This window comes from Geodermatophilus sp. SYSU D00684 (genome assembly GCF_054050455.1).
In genome coordinates, this window is the sequence record NZ_JBJGZI010000028.1 from 47,183 (window position 1) to 64,826 (window position 17,644).

Annotated in this window: 19 protein-coding genes; 8 read left to right on the plus strand and 11 right to left on the minus strand. The window is 76.4% G+C overall.

Annotated elements, in window-relative coordinates; genetic code table 11:
• Window positions 1–75: 75 nt before the first annotated feature.
• From nrdR to ACI79L_RS19100, 3 genes are all read right to left on the minus strand, one after another.
• A complete protein-coding gene (gene nrdR, locus ACI79L_RS19090; RefSeq protein ID WP_456938295.1) occupies window positions 76–621 on the minus strand; it encodes a transcriptional regulator NrdR in 546 nt (181 codons plus the stop codon).
• 500 nt (window positions 622–1,121) lie between these two features.
• Window positions 1,122–1,697: a hypothetical protein gene (locus tag ACI79L_RS19095; RefSeq protein WP_456938296.1), complete on the minus strand. Its 576-nt coding sequence runs from the start codon at window positions 1,695–1,697 to the stop codon at window positions 1,122–1,124.
• A gap of 118 nt (window positions 1,698–1,815) precedes the next feature.
• A complete protein-coding gene (locus tag ACI79L_RS19100; RefSeq protein ID WP_456938297.1) occupies window positions 1,816–2,451 on the minus strand; it encodes a LysM peptidoglycan-binding domain-containing protein in 636 nt (211 codons plus the stop codon).
• Between the two features lie 236 nt (window positions 2,452–2,687).
• Here ACI79L_RS19100 and lexA point away from each other — a divergent pair, with 236 nt between their 5' ends.
• Window positions 2,688–3,467, plus strand: coding sequence for a transcriptional repressor LexA (gene lexA / locus ACI79L_RS19105; protein ID WP_456938298.1), 780 nt, complete (start codon window positions 2,688–2,690; stop codon window positions 3,465–3,467).
• A gap of 28 nt (window positions 3,468–3,495) precedes the next feature.
• Here lexA and ACI79L_RS19110 read toward each other — a convergent pair whose 3' ends face one another.
• The 3 genes from ACI79L_RS19110 to hflX form a co-directional block, all read right to left on the minus strand.
• Entirely contained in the window at window positions 3,496–4,566 is a 1,071-nt protein-coding gene (locus tag ACI79L_RS19110; protein ID WP_456938299.1) for a hypothetical protein, read from the minus strand.
• Window positions 4,538–5,284 carry a phosphatase PAP2 family protein gene (locus ACI79L_RS19115; RefSeq protein WP_456938300.1) on the minus strand — a complete coding sequence of 249 codons (747 nt, stop codon included), beginning with the start codon at window positions 5,282–5,284 and terminating at the stop codon, window positions 4,538–4,540. The genes ACI79L_RS19110 and ACI79L_RS19115 overlap by 29 nt, the downstream gene beginning before the upstream one ends.
• Window positions 5,285–5,398: 114 nt before the next feature.
• Window positions 5,399–6,862: a GTPase HflX gene (gene hflX / locus ACI79L_RS19120; RefSeq protein ID WP_456938301.1), complete on the minus strand. Its 1,464-nt coding sequence runs from the start codon at window positions 6,860–6,862 to the stop codon at window positions 5,399–5,401.
• A gap of 152 nt (window positions 6,863–7,014) precedes the next feature.
• Here hflX and ACI79L_RS19125 point away from each other — a divergent pair, with 152 nt between their 5' ends.
• Entirely contained in the window at window positions 7,015–7,218 is a 204-nt protein-coding gene (locus ACI79L_RS19125) for a hypothetical protein (RefSeq protein ID WP_456928984.1), read from the plus strand.
• On the opposite strand, the gene dapF is transcribed toward ACI79L_RS19125, so the two are convergent.
• Genes dapF through ACI79L_RS19140 form a run of 3 tightly spaced genes read right to left on the minus strand, consistent with a single transcriptional unit; the run spans window position 7,215 to window position 9,753 of the window.
• Entirely contained in the window at window positions 7,215–8,105 is an 891-nt protein-coding gene (gene dapF, locus ACI79L_RS19130) for a diaminopimelate epimerase (protein WP_456938302.1), read from the minus strand. The two genes, ACI79L_RS19125 and dapF, sit on opposite strands and share 4 nt — an antisense overlap.
• Entirely contained in the window at window positions 8,102–9,022 is a 921-nt protein-coding gene (miaA, locus tag ACI79L_RS19135; RefSeq protein ID WP_456938303.1) for a tRNA (adenosine(37)-N6)-dimethylallyltransferase MiaA, read from the minus strand. Before miaA ends, dapF begins: the two co-directional genes overlap by 4 nt.
• Complete coding sequence (locus tag ACI79L_RS19140; RefSeq protein WP_456938304.1) at window positions 9,019–9,753, minus strand: hypothetical protein; 735 nt, start codon at window positions 9,751–9,753, stop codon at window positions 9,019–9,021. The genes miaA and ACI79L_RS19140 overlap by 4 nt, the downstream gene beginning before the upstream one ends.
• A gap of 40 nt (window positions 9,754–9,793) precedes the next feature.
• On the opposite strand from ACI79L_RS19140, the gene ACI79L_RS19145 reads away from it, so the two are divergent.
• Window positions 9,794–11,287 carry a DUF349 domain-containing protein gene (locus ACI79L_RS19145; RefSeq protein ID WP_456938305.1) on the plus strand — a complete coding sequence of 498 codons (1,494 nt, stop codon included), beginning with the start codon at window positions 9,794–9,796 and terminating at the stop codon, window positions 11,285–11,287.
• Between the two features lie 49 nt (window positions 11,288–11,336).
• On the opposite strand, the gene miaB is transcribed toward ACI79L_RS19145, so the two are convergent.
• A complete protein-coding gene (miaB, locus tag ACI79L_RS19150) occupies window positions 11,337–12,788 on the minus strand; it encodes a tRNA (N6-isopentenyl adenosine(37)-C2)-methylthiotransferase MiaB (RefSeq protein WP_456938306.1) in 1,452 nt (483 codons plus the stop codon).
• Window positions 12,789–12,900: 112 nt separating this feature from the next.
• On the opposite strand from miaB, the gene ACI79L_RS19155 reads away from it, so the two are divergent.
• From ACI79L_RS19155 to ACI79L_RS19175, 5 genes are all read left to right on the plus strand, one after another.
• On the plus strand, window positions 12,901–13,656 hold the full coding sequence (locus ACI79L_RS19155; protein WP_456938307.1) for an amino acid ABC transporter ATP-binding protein: 756 nt from the start codon (window positions 12,901–12,903) through the stop codon (window positions 13,654–13,656).
• A 20-nt stretch (window positions 13,657–13,676) separates the two neighbouring features.
• Window positions 13,677–14,570, plus strand: coding sequence for a glutamate ABC transporter substrate-binding protein (locus tag ACI79L_RS19160; protein ID WP_456938308.1), 894 nt, complete (start codon window positions 13,677–13,679; stop codon window positions 14,568–14,570).
• Window positions 14,571–14,655: 85 nt separating this feature from the next.
• Complete coding sequence (locus tag ACI79L_RS19165) at window positions 14,656–15,306, plus strand: amino acid ABC transporter permease (protein WP_456938309.1); 651 nt, start codon at window positions 14,656–14,658, stop codon at window positions 15,304–15,306.
• A complete protein-coding gene (locus ACI79L_RS19170; RefSeq protein ID WP_456938310.1) occupies window positions 15,303–16,196 on the plus strand; it encodes an amino acid ABC transporter permease in 894 nt (297 codons plus the stop codon). Before ACI79L_RS19165 ends, ACI79L_RS19170 begins: the two co-directional genes overlap by 4 nt.
• A 112-nt stretch (window positions 16,197–16,308) precedes the next feature.
• Entirely contained in the window at window positions 16,309–16,836 is a 528-nt protein-coding gene (locus ACI79L_RS19175; RefSeq protein ID WP_456938311.1) for a hypothetical protein, read from the plus strand.
• 87 nt (window positions 16,837–16,923) lie between these two features.
• Here ACI79L_RS19175 and ACI79L_RS19180 read toward each other — a convergent pair whose 3' ends face one another.
• A complete protein-coding gene (locus ACI79L_RS19180; protein ID WP_456938312.1) occupies window positions 16,924–17,427 on the minus strand; it encodes a regulatory protein RecX in 504 nt (167 codons plus the stop codon).
• Window positions 17,428–17,644 lie beyond the last annotated feature (217 nt).

The window sequence follows — 17,644 nt, forward strand, 5'->3', positions numbered from 1 at the left end:
GTCCTGCTGACGGTTCCGGTGGTGCTGAGAGGGCCGGCGACGCTGCCGGCGCACGTCTGGTCGCGCGGGCGGCGGTCAGCCGTCGCGGGTGGTGGAGGGGGTGCGGGCGGAGCCCCGGCGGCGCGGCGCCGGCGGCTCGATCTGCAGCCCGGGCAGCGGCGGGGTGCCGCCGCGGTGGTGGCGGGCCCGCAGCTCGGTGATCTCCTTCTCGAAGTCCTCGACCGAGGTGAAGGCGCGGTAGACGCTGGCGAAGCGCAGGTAGGCGACCTCGTCGAGCTCGCGCAGCGGCTGCAGGATGGCCAGCCCCACCTCGTGGCTGGGGACCTCGGCCACCCCGCTGGCGCGGATGGCGTCCTCGACCTGCTGGGCCAGCTGCTGGAGCTGGTCCTCGTCGACCGGCCGGCCCTGGCAGGCGCGCCGCACGCCGGCGACGACCTTGGTCCGGTTGAACGGCTCGCTCACCCCGCTGCGCTTGACGACGGCGAGCACCGCCTCCTCGACGGTGGTGAACCGGCGACCGCAGGCCGGGCACGAGCGGCGGCGACGGGTGGTGGCACCCTCGTCGGCCTCGCGCGAGTCGATCACCCGGCTGTCGGGGTTGTGGCAGAACGGGCAGCGCACTGCGGTTCACCTCCCTCCGCGGAAGACCCTCCCGGACCGGGGACCCGGCTCGGGCGGCTGGTGCCGGCGGGCTCGTCCGGTCCTGGCGGACCCGCCCGTCTGCGTCTGTCTGTGGACCCCTCTGGGGACATCCGGTGGACACCCCGTGGAGGTCCTGGGGACGGCCTGTGGAGGACTTCCATCGGTGCAACTACTAGATGTAGGGGGACAGTAGGCCGCGCTCCACTACATCTGCAAGGCGGGAGCCCGCGTGTCTCTTCCGCCGAGACCCGGTCGTGACCCCGTGGTGACCAGGCGCGAGCAGGGCTCCCTCCCGTCACACGACACGCCGGGGCGCCACGCGCGTCGGCGCGCGAGGAGGGGCGTCGGGGTGTAACCGGCCACCGCGCGCAGGGCACGCGCGGACACCCGGGGAGGCGCGCGGACTCCTCCCCGGGACGTCCGGCGGGACACCGGCGGAGGTGACGGAGGACCGCCGGGGGCGCGCCCCCGGCGTCGGGTCAGGCGGGAGGACGGACCGCGGGGCGGCCGCCGCGGGGGTGCGGGACCAGGTCGCCGAGGCGGATGGGGCGGGTCAGCATGTCCGACTCCTCCGCGGCCGCGCCGCCGGCCGGAGCGGGGCAGTTGACGACCGGCATCTCGGTGGTCACCGCCCGGTGCCGGCCGGAGCCGGCGGGAGCGCGGTGCCGCCCGGCCGTGGCGGGGCGGACGGCGGGCTGCTCGGCGGTGACGTCACCGCCGTGCCGGCGGGCACCGCGGCGGGCGGCGTGGGCACCCGGGACGACCGCGCGCCGGTCCACGGCCGGGAGCACGGCCGTCCCCGTGGGGTCCGCGGCCAGGTCCGTGCGCCCGGAGGCCAGCGTCAGGTGCCGCTCGGGCAGCCGCACGGCGGCCAGGTCCACCCAGCTGTCCGCTCCCGCGGCGTCGCGCAGCCGGACGCCGGCCTCGCAGCCGCCGGTCACGTCGTGGCGCCAGCCGAGCATGGCGCCCGGCACCCACGCGCCGTCCACGAGGACCTCGACGTCCTGCGGGGACCGGAAGGTCACCGCTGCGCTGCTGTTCACGGCTGCTGACACGCTCCTGACCGTAAGTGTCCCGACGACTCCGGACCGTAAACGACGGCGCCTGCATGGTTGACGAACTCACCGGCGCGGTCTCGTCACATCTCCGCGGTGACGGCGCCGGGCAGGGCGCCTACGGCACGCGGAGCACCTGACCGGGGACGACGACCGCCCCCTCCAGGTCGTTGAGCGCCTCGATCGCATCGACCACCGCGCGCACGTCCTGGTCGGCGCCGGCGACCTCCGCGGCGATCGACCACACCGTGTCCCCGCTCTCGACCACGACGCTGCTCCCGCCGGCCAGGCGCAGGCCGTCGTGGGGGGCGAGGAACTCCCGGCCGACGGCGGCGCCGCCCACGCCGGCGGCGAGGACCAGAACGGTGACCAGGCGGCGCCCCCGGCGGGTGAGCCGCACCGGAGCCGGGGCCGGCGCGCACCTCGCGCGGACGGCGGCCCGGGCGGGCTCCGAGCGCACCGGCCGACCGCTCGGGCGGGCCGGGTCGCGGCGGGTGCGCGGCCCCTCGGCCGCCCGCCCGACGGTGCGCGCGGGCGCCGCGGCGGGGAGGTCGGGCACCGGCCGCAGGTGCCCGGTGACGCGGGGACCCGAGCCCGGCAGGGCGGCGCGCGGTGCCGGCCGGTCGGTGCGCGCCGGCGACGTGGAGCGGCCGGCACCGGCGGCCGCCGTCGCGCCCTCCCCGCGGAGCGGCGGCCGCCACGGGACCCGGACCGCCGCGTCGAACTCGAGCACTGCCTGCCGCACGCTGCCCATGACCGCTCCTCCTGATCGGGTCGACCGCATCGAACGCCTGTTCGATCGAACGTCTGATCGGATGTCTACCGCACGGGTCCGACGAGGGCGAGAGCGGCGCGGCGTGTCCTTCGAACACACGTTTGAACCTGCGGCGCCGGCGCGCTACGGTCCGTGCGGGCGCACCGCCCGCCGACCGGCCTCGGGCCGGGAGGGCGACGGACGGGCCGCGGGGACGCGGCCGGCGAGGAGGAGACGTGGCGGGCACGAGCGGGACCGGCCAGGGCACCCGGGGCGGCGGCACGACGACCCGCCGTCCGGCCGCGGAGCGCGGCGCCGGCGCGGACGGCGCGGGCGCCGTGCGCACCTTCCCCGACCGCGGCGAGGCCGGCGACGGCCTGACCCAGCGGCAGCGCCGGGTCCTCGAGGTCATCCGCGACTCGATCGAGCGGCGCGGCTACCCGCCCTCGGTGCGCGAGATCGGCGAGGCGGTCGGCCTGTCGTCGGCGTCGTCGGTCGCCCACCAGCTGTCGGTGCTGCAGAAGAAGGGCTGGCTGCGGCGCGACCCCAACCGGCCCCGCGCGCTCGACGTGCGACTGCCCGGCGAGACCACGGGCGAGACCGCCCCGGCCGCGCCCGCCGCGGCCGCCGACGGCTCGACCGCGCCCACCTACGTGCCGCTGGTCGGGCGGATCGCGGCCGGTGGCCCGGTGCTCGCCGAGCAGGCCGTCGAGGACGTCTTCCCGCTCCCCCGCGAGCTCGTCGGCGAGGGCACGCTGTTCATGCTGCGCGTCGCCGGTGACTCGATGGTCGACGCGGCCATCTGCGACGGCGACTGGGTCGTCGTCCGCCAGCAGCCCACCGCCGAGAACGGCGAGATCGTCGCCGCGATGCTCGACGGCGAGGCCACGGTCAAGACCTACAAGCGCCGGGACGGGCACGTCTGGCTGCTGCCGCACAACCCGGCCTACGAGCCGATCCCGGGCGACGAGGCCACCATCCTCGGCCGCGTCGTCACCGTCCTGCGGCGGGTCTGAGCCGCAGGTCCCCCGCCGGCGCCGGAGCTCAGGCGCCGGCGGGCGGACCACCGGACCGGCGGCGGCGCAGCCGCCCGCCCAACCACACCAGCACGGTCGCGACGACGGCCGCGGCCACGCCCCCGGTCACCGGCGACAGGCCCGCGGAGTCCCCGCCGAGCAGCGCCGACGGCGACGGGTCGGCCGGGTCGGCCCCCGCCGGGGCGGACGGCGCGGACCCCGCCGGGACCGGCACCGAGGTGACGTCCCCGGGCACGCCCTCGCCGGCCACCAGCAGCGCGCTCCCGTCGGCGGTGAACGACACCGCCTCCCCCTGCGGCGCCTCGGGCAGCGCGATCCGCACCGGCTCCCCGGCCAGCGCCCCCGGCACGTCGGCGCCGGTCAGCGGCCAGACGTAGGCGTCGGTGTAGGTCCGCAGCGCGATCCGGCTGCCGTCGCGGGCCACCGCCCCGCCGGTGACCATCAGCTGCCCCGCCCGGCCCACGGGACCGCCGGGCGTGCCGGTCAGCGTGAACACCACCGTGCCGACGTCGGCCAGCGCGACCGTGCCGCCGTCGGCCAGCGGCGCGGCCGGCCGGTAGACGTGGCTGGCCCCGAGCACCTCCTTGGTCACCACGTACGGCGTGCCGTCGGGGGCGAGCAGCAGCGCCTCGGCGTCGTGCGGGCCGTCGGGATAGGTCAGCCGGTACAGCGCCGTCCCGCCGTCGGGCCGCAGCGCGACGAGCGCGACCGTCGTCCGGACCGCGGTGTTGTCGCCGGTGTCGGCCAGCCACACCGTGCCGTCCGGGCCGACGCCGAGGTCCTCGGGGTCGTAGGGGTCCACCGGCGCGGTGGTCACGTCGACCACCTGGCAGGCGCCGTCGAGCACGTACACGGTGACCTGGTCGCCGCCGTCGACCATGGCGAGCACCCGGTCGCCGACGTCGACGAGGCCGGAGAGCTCGGCCAGCCGGGGGTCGGTCACCTGGCAGCGGACCGAGGGGGCGGCCGGCTCCTCGGCGGCGGCCGGGCCCGCCGGGAGGGCGAGCAGGACCGTCGTCAGCAGGACGGCCGGGGCCCGCCGGGCGGCGCTACGCGGAGGGGCGGCCGGCTCGGGCACTCGCCCAGCGTGACAGCACCAGCGCGTCGAGTGCGTGAACCACGCCCAGCAGCAGGAGCCCGACGGCCGCGCCCACGACGGCGTCGGTGACCCAGTGGAAGTCCAGCGAGACCATCGCGATCCCGGTGGCCACCGGGCCGACGACGGCCAGCCACCACAGGGTGCGCTGCACCCGCGGACCGAGCCCGTACTCGACCGCCTGCCAGCGCGCCACGCCCCACATGAGCACGGCGTTGGCCACGTGCCCGGAGGGGTAGCTGGCGCCGTCGCGGTGGAAGAACGAGCCGGGATAGGCAGGGGCGGTGCGGCCGGTGCCGAACTTGAACGCGTAGACGACGACGGTGAGGAGGGCCAGCGCGGTGACCACCCGCAGCAGGGGCAGCAGCGTCCGTTCCCGCAGGCACAGCCAGCCGACCAGGGCGGCCAGCACGATGAGGATGGTGCCGCGGCCGCCGATCTGGGTGACCGCCCACACCGGCCAGTAGGCCGGGGAGTCGCGCAGGTCCCAGGCGCTGACCACCTCGGAGACCTCGAGGTCCAGCCGCTCGAGCACCCCGCGGCTGAGCAGGTCGACGGTGACCCCGACGGTGAACGCGAGCGCGACGAGCAGCAGCCACCACGGCGGGCGGCCGGCACCGACCACGGCGGGCGGCCGGGCGGCCCCTCCCGGGCGCCCGGCCGGCGCGCCGGAGGTGCGCCGCACCACGCCGCTGGTCACCGGGTCACGGTACCGGGCCGTGACCCGCCCGTGATCTCACGGGCCGGAACGGCGAGCCGCCCGGGCACCCGGCGCGGGGCCGGGCACCCGGGCGGTCCGGGGTGGAGGAGGCGGTCAGCCGACCGGGACGGCGAACCGCTCGAGCGCGGCGGCCAGGCCGCCGTCGACGCGGGCGGTCAGCCGGGTGCCGGCGGCCTCGTGCTCCTCGCTGAGCACCTCGCCGTCGCGGTGCACGCGGGCGACCAGGTCGCCGCGGTCGTAGGGGACGAGCACGTCGACCTCGACGTCCGGGTGCGGCAGCCGGGCGGCCACGACCTCGCGCAGCTGCTCGATGCCCTCGCCGGTGCGCGCGGAGACCCACACGGCCCCGGGCAGCGCCCGGCGCAGGGTCAGCACGTCGTCCTCGGTCATGGCGTCGACCTTGTTGACGACGATCAGCTCGGGCACCGCCGCCGCGTCGATCTCGCGCAGCACCACGTGCACCGCGTCGATCTGGCCGAGCGGGTCGGGGTCGGAGCCGTCGACGACGTGCAGCAGCAGGTCGGCGCCGGCCACCTCCTCCAGCGTGGAGCGGAACGCGTCGACGAGCTGGTGCGGCAGGTGCCGCACGAACCCGACGGTGTCGGTGAGCGTGTACTCGCGACCGTCGGGCGACTGGGCCCGGCGCACCGTCGGGTCGAGGGTGGCGAACAGCGCGTTCTCCACCAGCACGCCCGCGCCGGTCAGCCGGTTGAGCAGGCTGGACTTGCCGGCGTTGGTGTAGCCGGCGATCGCCACGCCGGGGACGGCGTTGCGGTCGCGGCCCGAGCGCTGGGTGGCCCGGGCGGTCGCCATGCCGGCGATCTCGCGGCGCAGCTTGCTCACCCGCGACCGGATCCGCCGCCGGTCGGTCTCGATCTTCGTCTCACCGGGACCGCGGGTCCCGATGCCGCCACCGCCGGCGACGCGGCCACCGGCCTGCCGGGACAGCGACTCACCCCAGCCGCGCAGCCGCGGCAGCATGTACTGCATCTGGGCGAGCTCGACCTGGGCCTTGCCCTCCCGGCTGGTGGCGTGCTGGGCGAAGATGTCGAGGATCAGCGCGGTCCGGTCGACCACCTTGACCTTGAGGATCTTCTCCAGCGCGTTGAGCTGGCCGGGGGTCAGCTCGCCGTCGCAGATCACGGTGTCCGCGCCGGTCGCGGCCACGATGTCGCGGATCTCGTTGGCCTTGCCCGAGCCCACGTAGGTGCCGGCGTCGGGCTTGTCCCGCCGCTGGCTCACGGCCTCGAGGACCTGGGAGCCCGCGGTCTCGGCGAGCGCGGCCAGCTCGGCCAGCGAGCGGTCGGCGTCGGCCTGGGTGCCCTCGGTCCACACACCGACGAGCACGACGCGCTCGAGGCGCAGCTGCCGGTACTCGACCTCGGTGACGTCGGCGAGCTCGGTGGACAGCCCGGCGACGCGGCGCAGAGCGCCACGGGCCTCGAGCGCGTAGGAGCCGGTCGTGTCGTCGTCCTCGTCCCACTGGCCGGCCGGCGCGGGACGGGTCTCGACGAGCGTGTCGTCGTCGAGCGGGGTGTTCTCGGGGGCGGTCGTCATCGCGTCCAGCGTGACACGCGAGGCCACGCCGGTCACCTGGGTTGTCGTCTCTGCAGTCGTCATACGCCCCCTACAACACCGGAACGGGTCAGGTGCATCCCGCCGGGAGGCGGGTAGGGCGGGACGGACACCACAGCCGAGGAGGGACCCCCGTGAGCACCAGCAGCGACGCCGGCACCGACGACCCCGGCCGCGACCCGGCCGGCCTGACCCCGCCCCGCAACCCGTTCGGCGGCGCCGACCAGGACACCGGCCGCGGCGAGCCGCGCGGCACCGGCAACACCGGCCCGGCCGACAAGCCCGAGGCGCCCACCGACGAGCCCGAGACCCGCGCGGACACCCCGGACAACCCCTAGCCGGCGAGCCACTCCCCGGTCAGCTCCCCGGAGGCGACGACGACGGCGGGACCGCGCAGCACCGTCGTCTCCGGGGTGACGTCCACCGTGAGCCGGCCGCCGGGGACGTCGACCACGACGGTGCCGCGCACCGCGGGCCCGTCCGCGCCGGCCGCCAGCGCCGCGTAGGCCGTGGCGCAGGCGCCGGTGCCGCAGGAGCGGGTCTCCCCCACGCCGCGCTCGTGCACCCGCAGCCGCACGTGCGCGTCGGCGCCCTCGGCCGGACCCGCGAGCACCCGCACGAACTCGACGTTGACGCCCTCGGGGAACAGGCCCGGGTCGAAGCCGGGCTGGGCGGTGAGGTCCAGGGCGTCGAGGTCCGCGTCCGTCAGGCAGACCAGGTGCGGGTTGCCCATCGACACCGCCTGCCCGGGGAACGCCTGCCCGGCGACGGTGGCCTCGCCGCGGCCGAACGGCCGGGCCGGGCCCATGTCGACCCAGTAGCTGCCGTCGGCGCCGGCGCCGACCCGCCGCGGGCCCCCCCGGGTGCCGACCAGCACGCCGTCGGCGCAGGCGGCGCGGTCGAGCAGGCCCTCGGTGACCAGCGCGTGCAGGAACAGCCGGATGCCGTTGCCGCACATCTCCGCGTGCGAGCCGTCGGCGTTGCGGTGGTCCATGAACCACTCGCAGGCGTCGAGCGCGTCGCCGAGGACGGCGGGCGCGTCGGGCACGTGCCGGCTGCGCACCACCCGCAGGACGCCGTCGCCGCCGAGGCCCGCGCGGCGCTCGCACAGCCGCCGCACGAGGGCGGCGTCGAGGCGGTCCTCGGGCCAGCGGTCCCCGTGGGGGTCGGGCAGGACGACGAAGTCGTTCTCGGTGCCGTGCCCGAGGAGGAACCGGTCGCTCACCGCCCGATCGTACGGCCGGCCAGCAGCGCCCCGACGGCGTCGGCGAGGTCGGGGCGGGCGGCGTCGAACCACGTCGTCGTCGCGTCCCGGCGGAACCAGGAGCGCTGCCGGCGGACGAAGCGGCGGGTGGTGCTGACCGTCCGCTCGCGCGCCTCGGCGGCCGTGAGCCCGCCGTCGAGCTGGGCGAGCACCTGCGCGTAACCGAGCGCCCGGGAGGCGGTGGGCCCCTCGCGCAGGCCCTCGGCCACCAGCGCCTCGACCTCGGCGACGAACCCGGCGGCCCACATCCGGTCCACCCGGGCGGCGACCCGCTCGTCGAGCTCGGCGGGCTCGCGGTCCAGGCCGAGGACCACCGCCGGGTAGTGCGGCCGCGGCTCGGGCAGCGTCGCGCGGAACGGCCGGCCGGTGATCTCCACGACCTCCAGCGCGCGCACGATCCGCCGTCCGTTCGACGGCAGGACCGCGGCCGCGGCGGCGGGGTCGACCGCGGCCAGCCGGGCGTGCAGCGCGGCGGGGCCGGACTCCTCCAGCTCGGCCTGCAGCCGGGCCCGCACGGCGGGGTCGGTGCCCGGGATGTCCAGGTCGTCGAGGACGGCGCGCACGTACAGCCCCGACCCGCCGACCAGCAGCGGCAGCACCCCGCGCGCCCGCAGCCGGTCCACCTCGGCGCGCGCCAGCCGCGCGTACTCGGCCACCGACGCCGCCTGCCGCACGGACCAGACGTCGAGCAGGTGGTGCGGCACGCCCTGCCGCTCGGCGGGGTCGGGCTTGGCGGTGCCGATGTCCATGCCGCGGTAGAGCTGCATGGAGTCGGCGTTGACCACCTCGCCGCCGAGCCGCTGCGCGAGGGTCACCGCCAGCGCGGTCTTGCCGGTCGCCGTCGGCCCCACGACCGCGACCACGGGCGGGAGCGTCACGGGGCGCTCCCGGCGGCCGTCCGGGACGCGACACTCCAGGACGCCACGCTCCAGGACGCCACGAGGTAGCCGACGCCGAAGGGGGCGTCGTCGAACCGCAGCTCGGCGGTGACGTCCCGGCCGGCCAGCAGCGCACCGGCCGCCCGCCAGGCCGGCACGCCGGCCGCCAGCAGCCGCTCCCCCTCGGCCGGGTCCAGCGCGGCGAGCGCCGCGGCGTCCCCGGCGGCCAGGGCCGCGGCGACGGCGGCGTCGAAGGGCGCGGCGGCCGGGTCGAGGTGGCCGGGCGCCTTCTCGCTGCGGCGCGCCGAGCCGTCGCCCACCACCAGCAGGCCGGCACCGGGCAGCTCCGCGACGACGGCGGCGAGGTCGCCGGGGCCGACGCCGACCCGCGGGCCGGTGTGCCCGGCCCCGCGCAGCAGCCACGCGCCGACGGTCAGCGACAGCGGCAGGCGACGGCCCCCCGGCCGCGCCTGCCCGTCCAGCGGCACCTCGACGTCCACGCCGAAGCCGCGCAGGTCCCCGGTGTCGCCCGGGCCGTGCCGGCCCTCCGCGTCGGGGCCGACGACGACCACCGGTCCCGGCGCGGCCGCCACCAGCGCGGCGACGGCGTCGGTGCACGCGGCGCGCAGCGCGGCGGTGTCCGCGGCGGCCCGTCCGGCGACCTCGGGGAGCAGCAGCGGCGGGCACGGGCAGAAGACGACCGGGACGGCTGCGGCGGGACTGCTGCTCACCGGAGCAGTCTCGCCGATGCGGCGTGGGACACTGCGGTGCGTGTCGAGCACGACGAACCCCGGAGACGGGTCGCAGCAGGTCCCCACGCCCGAGACGGCGGGTCCCGACGCGGTCACCCCGGAGGCCGGGACCCCCGCCGCGCCCACCCCCGACGAGGCGGCGCTGGCCGACCCGACGGCGGAGGCCGCTCCCGAGACCCCCGCCGCGGAGGCCGCCGCCCCGGAGACCGCTGTCCCCCAGGCCCCTGTCCCCGAGGCCCCTGCCGCGGCCCCCGAGAGCGCGCCGCCTGCCGGAGGGGTGACCGCAGCGGCCGCCGAGGCGGCGTCGGACCCGGCGCAGTGGGGCCGGGTCGACGAGGACGGCACCGTCTACGTGCGCACCGCCGACGGCGAGCGCGCGGTCGGCTCCTGGCAGGCCGGCGACCCGGCCGCGGGCCTGGCGCACTTCGCCCGCCGCTACGACGACCTGGCCACCGAGGTCGGGCTGCTCGAGGCGCGGCTGAGGGCGCACACCGGCAACCCGAACGAGATCAAGGCCAAGGCGCAGGCGCTGGCCGACACCATCCCCACCGCCACCGCCGTCGGTGACCTCGACGGGCTGGCCGCCCGCGCCCGCGCGATGGTCGGCACCGCCGACTCCGCCGCCGCGGAGTCGCGCGCCGAGAAGGCCGCGGCCCGCGCCGCGCAGGTCGCCCGCAAGGAGGCGCTGGCCGCCGAGGCGGAGCAGATCGCCGCGGAATCGACGTCGTGGAAGGCCGCCGGCGACCGGCTCAAGGCGATCGTCGAGGAGTGGAAGACGATCCGCGGGATCGACCGGAAGACCGACGAGGCGCTGTGGTCGCGCTTCGCCGCCGCCCGGGACGCCTTCGGCCGCCGCCGCGGCGCGCACTTCGCGGCGCTGGACGCCCAGCGCGGCGAGGCCCGCGCGGCCAAGCAGGAGCTCATCGCCGAGGCGCAGCGGCTGTCGACGTCGACCGACTGGGGCCCGACCAGCGCCGCGATGCGGTCGCTCATGGACCGCTGGAAGGCGGTGCCGCGCACCGGCCGCGACGGCGACGACGACCTGTGGAAGCAGTTCCGCGCCGCGCAGGACGTCTTCTTCACCGCCCGCGCCGAGTCGGACAAGGCGCGCAACTCCGAGCAGCTGGCCAACCAGCAGGCGAAGGAGGAGCTGCTGGCCGAGGCCGAGAAGCTCGACCCGTCGACCGACCTGCGCGGCGCCCAGGCCGCGCTGCGCCGGATCCAGGAGCGCTACGACGCCATCGGCCACGTGCCGCGCGGCGCGATGCGCTCGCTGGAGGACCGCATGCAGGCCGTCGAGCAGCGGGTCCGCGGCGCCGCGGACACCGGGCGGGTGCGCACCGCGCCGGAGAACCCGATGGTCGCCTCCATGCGGGCCGCGGTCACCAAGGCCGAGGAGCAGCTGGCCAAGGCCGAGGCCTCCGGGGACGCGACGCGGATCTCCCGGGCGCGGGCCGACCTCGAGACCCGCCGCGAGTGGCTGGCCGAGGCCGAGCGGTCCTCCCGCCGCTGAGCCGGGACGACGGAGGCCCGCCCGGGGATCCGGGCGGGCCTCTCCCGTCTCAGGCGGGGGCGCCGATGCGCGGCATGCCGAGCAGCACGCCGGGCGTGGTCGGGCGGGTGCCGGCCTCGTGCGCGTCGCCGGCGCGGGTGCGGCGGTGCGACAGCAGCGGGCCGTCGGCGACCAGGTGGTGCGGCGCGGCCGCGGTGACGACGGTCTCGACGACGTCGCCGGGCCGGACGCCGTCGCCGCCGGCGAAGTGCACCAGCCGCCCGTCGCGGGCGCGGCCGCTCATGCGGCCGGTGCGGGCGTCCTTGCTGCCCTCCCCCGCCGCGGCCAGCAGCTCCACCGTGCGGCCGACCTGCGCGCGGTTCTCCGCCCAGCTGATCTCGTCCTGCAGCGCGGTGAGCCGCAGGTAGCGCTCCTGCACGACCTCCTTGGGCAGCTGGCCGTCCATCGTGGCGGCCGGCGTCCCGGGGCGCTTGGAGTACTGGAAGGTGAACGCGCTCGCGAAGCGGGCCTGCCGGACCACCTCGAGGGTCTGCTCGAAGTCGGCCTCGGTCTCGCCGGGGAACCCGACGATGACGTCCGTGGTGATCGCGGCGTCCGGCATGGCGGCGCGGACCCGGTCGATGATCCCGAGGTAGCGGTCCTGCCGGTAGCCGCGGCGCATCCGGCGCAGCACGTCGTCGGACCCGGACTGCAGCGGCATGTGCAGCTGGTGGCAGACCGCCGGCGTCTCGGCCATCGCCTCGATGACGTCGTCGGTGAACTCGCGCGGGTGTGGGCTGGTGAACCGCAGCCGCTCCAGGCCCTCGATGCGGCCGGCGGCGCGGAGCAGGTCGGCGAACGCGCCCCGGTCGCGGAACTCCACGCCGTAGGCGTTGACGTTCTGGCCGAGCAGGGTCACCTCGAGCACGCCCTGGTCGACCAGCGCCTGCACCTCGGCGAGGATCTCGCCCGGCCGGCGGTCCTTCTCCTTGCCGCGCAGCGCCGGGACGATGCAGAACGTGCAGGTGTTGTTGCAGCCGACGCTGATCGACACCCAGCCGGAGTAGGCGGAGTCCCGCTTGGCCGGCAGCGTCGAGGGGAACACCTCGAGCGCCTCGGCGATCTCCACCTGCGCCTCGGCGTTGTGCCGGGCGCGCTCCAGCAGCGCCGGCAGCGACCCGACGTTGTGCGTCCCGAAGACGACGTCGACCCACGGCGCCCGCCGCACGATCTCGCCGCGGTCCTTCTGCGCCAGGCACCCGCCGACGGCGATCTGCATCCCCGGGTGCGCGTCCTTCACCGGGCGCAGGTGGCCGAGGTTCCCGTAGAGCCGGTTGTCCGCGTTCTCCCGCACGGCGCACGTGTTGAGCACGACGACGTCGGCGTCCTCGCCCTCGGGCGCGGCGGCGTAGCCGGCGGCCTCGAGCAGCCCGGACAGCCGCTCGGAGTCGTGCACGTTCATCTGGCACCCGTAGGTGCGCACCTGGTAGGTGCGCGGCGGGCTGTCGACCTCGGTTCCCATGACGCCTGCGAGGGTACGGCGCGACACCGGTCACACGGCGTCACCGCCTTCGTTACTACACCGTGACGCCCCCGGGACGTCGGCGCGCGCCCGCGGCCCTAGGGTTCCGGACGTGACCAGCCAGCTAGCCGGAGGACCTCTCGTCCAGCTGACCGGCGTCAACAAGTGGTTCGGTGAGCTGCACGTGCTGCAGGACATCGACCTCTCGATCGACCGCGGCGAGGTCGTCGTGGTCATCGGACCGTCCGGGTCGGGCAAGTCGACGCTGTGCCGCGCGATCAACCGGCTGGAGGCCATCCAGCAGGGCGAGATCCGCATCGACGGCGAGAAGCTGCCCGAGGAGGGCAAGGCGCTCGCCCGGCTGCGCAGCGACGTCGGGATGGTCTTCCAGAGCTTCAACCTCTTCGCCCACAAGACGATCCTGCAGAACGTCACCCTCGCCCCGACGCGCGTGCGCCGGATGTCGAAGTCCGACGCCGAGCGGCGGGCGCGCGAGCTGCTGGACCGGGTCGGCGTGGGGCACCAGGCCGACAAGTACCCCGCCCAGCTGTCGGGCGGTCAGCAGCAGCGCGTGGCCATCGCCCGCGCGCTGGCCATGGACCCCAAGGTCATCCTCTTCGACGAGCCGACGTCGGCGCTGGACCCCGAGATGATCAACGAGGTCCTCGACGTCATGACCGCGCTGGCCCGCGAGGGCATGACGATGGTCGTCGTCACGCACGAGATGGGCTTCGCCCGCCGGGCGGCCAACCGGGTCGTGTTCATGGACGGCGGCCGGATCGTCGAGTCCGCCGACCCCGAGACCTTCTTCACCGCCCCGCGCTCGGAGCGGGCCCGTGACTTCCTCTCCAAGATCCTGAACCACTGACCCACCCGGGAGGACACCCCATGCGCAGCACCCGACGACTCGCGGCCTTCGCCGCCCTCGGCCTGGCCCTGGCCGCCTGCTCCAGCGAGGCGGGCAGCCAGGCCGAGGACTCGGCCGAGAACACCGCCGAGGTCCAGGAGGACGTCGAGTTCGAGGCCGGCACGACGATGGCCGAGCTCAACGAGGCCGGGGCCATCACCATCGGCACCAAGTACGACCAGCCCGGGTTCGGCCTGCTCAACCCGCAGTCGAACACCCCCGAGGGCTTCGACGTCGAGATCGCCAAGATCGTGGCGGCCGAGCTCGGCATCCCCGAGGACGGCATCACCTGGACCGAGACGGTGTCGGCCAACCGCGAGCCGTTCATCCAGAACGGCCAGGTCGACATGGTCGTGGCCACCTACACGATCAACGACGCGCGCAAGCAGGTCGTCGACTTCGCCGGCCCGTACTACGTCGCGGGCCAGGACATCATGGTCGCCGAGGGCAACCCCGAGGGCATCGAGGGCCCCGACGACCTGGCCGGGAAGACGGTGTGCTCGGTCGAGGGCTCGACGCCCGCGCAGAACATCCGGGACAACTACCCGCAGGCCCAGCTGGTCACCTACGACGTCTACTCCAAGTGCGCCGACGACCTGCGCAACGGCAACGTCCAGGCGGTGACGACGGACAACGTCATCCTCACCGGCCTGGTCGCCGGCAGCGACGGCGCCTTCGAGCTGGTGGGCAACCCGTTCACCGAGGAGCCCTACGGCATCGGGCTCGCGCTCGGTGACACGGAGTTCCGCAACTTCATCAACGACGTCCTCGAGGAGGCCTTCGAGGACGGCCGCTGGGCCGACGCCTGGGACCGCACCGCCGGCTCGATCACCGGCGAGGAGGCCCCCGAGCCGCCGACGGTCGACCGGTACTGATCCCACCCGACCCGGACGTCCGCGACGCCGCCGGGCGGGCTCCCGCCCGGCGGCGTCGCCCCGTCCCCGACCTCTCGAGGGCGCGGTGCAGTTCCTCAGCGACAACTCCGACCTCCTGTGGAGCGCGTTCCTGACGACGCTCTCCCTCGCCGTCGTCAGCGGCGTCTGCGCCCTGGTGCTCGGCACCGTGCTCGCGGGCATGCGGGTGAGCCCCGTGCCGCCGCTGCGCGGGCTGGCGACCTTCTACGTCGAGGTCTTCCGCAACACCCCGCTGACGGTGGTGTTCTTCTTCCTCGCGTTCGGCATCGTGCAGATCGACCTGCAGTTCCCGAGCCGGTTCATCACCGCCGTCGCCGCGCTGTCGCTGTACACCGCCGCGTTCGTCTGCGAGGCGCTGCGCTCGGGCATCAACGCCGTCCCGCCGGGCCAGGCGGAGGCCGCCCGCGCGCTGGGCCTGACCTTCGGCCAGTCGCTGCGCCAGGTGGTGCTCCCCCAGGCCTTCCGCACCGTGGTGCCGCCGCTGGGCAACGTGTGGATCGCGCTGGCGAAGAACACCTCGATCGCCGCCGGCTTCGCGGTCACGGACCTGACCGCCGCCCTGCAGCGGCTGGCCAACACCAACGCCGACCAGCTGCTCGCCGTGTTCGCCGCGGTCGTCGCCGGCTACCTGGTCATCACACTGCCCTCCGCCTGGCTGATCCGGGTGGTCGAGAACCGGGTGGCGATCGTCCGATGAGCAGCACCGTCCTGTTCGACCTGCCCGGCCCGCAGGCCCGCCGCCGCCAGCGGATCGGCACCGTCGTCGGTGCGCTGGTCATCGCGGCGCTCGTCGGGTGGGCGCTGTGGCGCCTGGGCGTCAACGGCCAGCTCGAGCCCGACCGCTGGGCGATCCTGTTCGACCCGGCGTCCGGGGTGCCGCAGGCGCTCTGGGAGGGCCTGCTCAACACCCTCGCCGCGGCCGCCGTCGGCATGGTGCTGGCCACCGTGTTCGGCGCCCTGCTGGCCGTGGGACGGCTGTCCGACCACGCCTGGGTGCGGGCCCCGGTCGGCGTGGTGATCGAGTTCTTCCGCGCCGTGCCGCTGCTGATCCTGATCCTGTTCTGCCTGCTGTTCCTGCCGACCGTCGGCGTCCCGATGACCGCGTTCCGCGCGCTGGTCCTCGGTCTGACGCTCTACAACATGGCCGTGCTGGCCGAGATCTTCCGCGCCGGCATCCTGTCGGTGGACCGCGGCCAGCGGGAGGCGGCCTTCGCGCTCGGCATGCGCAAGACGCAGGTCATGACGCTGGTGCTGATGCCGCAGGCGGTGCGCCGGATGCTGCCGGTGCTGGTGGCCCAGCTGGTCGTGCTGCTCAAGGACTCGTCGCTGGGCTTCATCGTCGGCTACGTGGAGCTGTTGCGGACCGCCCGGAGCCTGGTGGAGTTCTTCGCCTTCTCCTTCGGCAACACCTACACGTTCCAGCTCTACGTGGCCGCCGCGGTGATCTACATCGTGGTCAACGTGCTGCTGTCCTGGCTGGCGCGGTACGTGGAGAAGCGCACCCGCCGGAACACGAAGGCGGCCGCGGCCAAGCCGGTCGAGTCGCTCACCAGCGCCGAGATGGACGGGGGCGGCGGGCCGGTCTGACCCGGCTGCGCCGCGGGACACGGAACGGTCACGCGCTGTCCCGTCCGCCCCGCGGCGCACCCCGGACGCGCGGGCGGTCAGCCGGCACGGCGGGACTGCCGAGAGTGGATCCGTGGACACCGCTCTCCGCCCCGCCGTGCCGCCACTGCCGTCGGTGGTGCGCCTGCCCGACGGGCAGGTCGACGTCGCCCAGGACTTCGTGAACCGCCTCCGCGCGGCCGCCACGCAGTTCGCCGTCGCCGCCGGTGCCCAGACCGCCGTGGTCCGCGAGGCCGTGCCGCCGGCCCGGCACCGGCGGGCCCGCTGCCGCGTCGTGCTGCGCGCCGCGGACGGCAGCGAGCGCGACCTGACCTTCCTCGGCCCGGTCAGCCGGCCGGCCGTGCTGCCCGACCGCACGTTCGAGCAGCACATCCAGCAGTGGCTCGCCGCCCGCGTGGGCGACGAGGGCGAGTGGCTGGTCGCCGACGACGAGGCGCCCGACGGCGTCGCGGTCGACCTCACCGCGTGGACCGGCCGCCCCGCGGCGGCCGGGCTGGCGACCCAGGCGATGCCCGTGCAGCGGGCCCAGGCGGCCCAGGGGCCCGCGCACGCGCCGGCGACCGAGGCGATGCCCGCCGTCGCCACCCCGCTGGCGGGCTGAACCCACCCCCGGCGGTCAGCGGCCGGTCGCCCCGAGGGCGGCCGGCCGCTGTCGTTCCGTGGTCCGCGCGGGCCCGGTCGGACGCCGTCAGAGGTCGGCGTCGTCCCAGCTCGCGGCGTTCTCGTCGGTGTCGGTGCCGAAGCCGGTCTCGTCCATGACCTCGCGGACCACCCCCGCGGCCAGCCCGCCGTTGTAGCCCTTGCGCGCGAGCATCCCGATCAGCCGGCGGGTGGCGGTGACGCGGTCCACCCGGCGCAGCGCCGGGAGCCGGCGTTCCACCAGGTGGCGGGCGGCGGCCCGCTCGTCCTCCTCGTCGACCTGGGCGAGGGCCTGCTCGGCGTCCTCCCCGTCGACGCCCTTGGCGCGCAGCTCGGCGCGCAGCGCCCGCCGGGCCAGGCCGCGGCCGGCCTGCCGGGAGGTGACCCAGGCGCGGGCAAAGGCGGCGTCGTCGATGAGCCCGACCTCGCCGAACCGGTCGAGGACCGCGGTCGCGGCCTCCTCGGGCACGCCGCGGCGCTCGAGCAGGTCGGCCAACTGCTGGCGGGTCCTGGCCGCGCCGGTCAGCGCCCGCAGGCAGATGGCCCGGGCCACCGACTCCGGGTCCCCCGGATCGTCGGCGTCGCGGTCGTAGGGGGCGGGTGGCGTCCCCGCGTCGGCGGCGGCCGGGCCGTCCGGGTCAGGGGACGGCCCGGGCCGCCGCCGCCCGCGGCCCCCCCCCCCCGGGGGGCCCGGCGGGGGGGGTGCCCGGCGGCGGGGGGCCGGGGGGGGATAGGGCTGGTGGGGCCCCGGCCCCACGCGGACCGGGCCC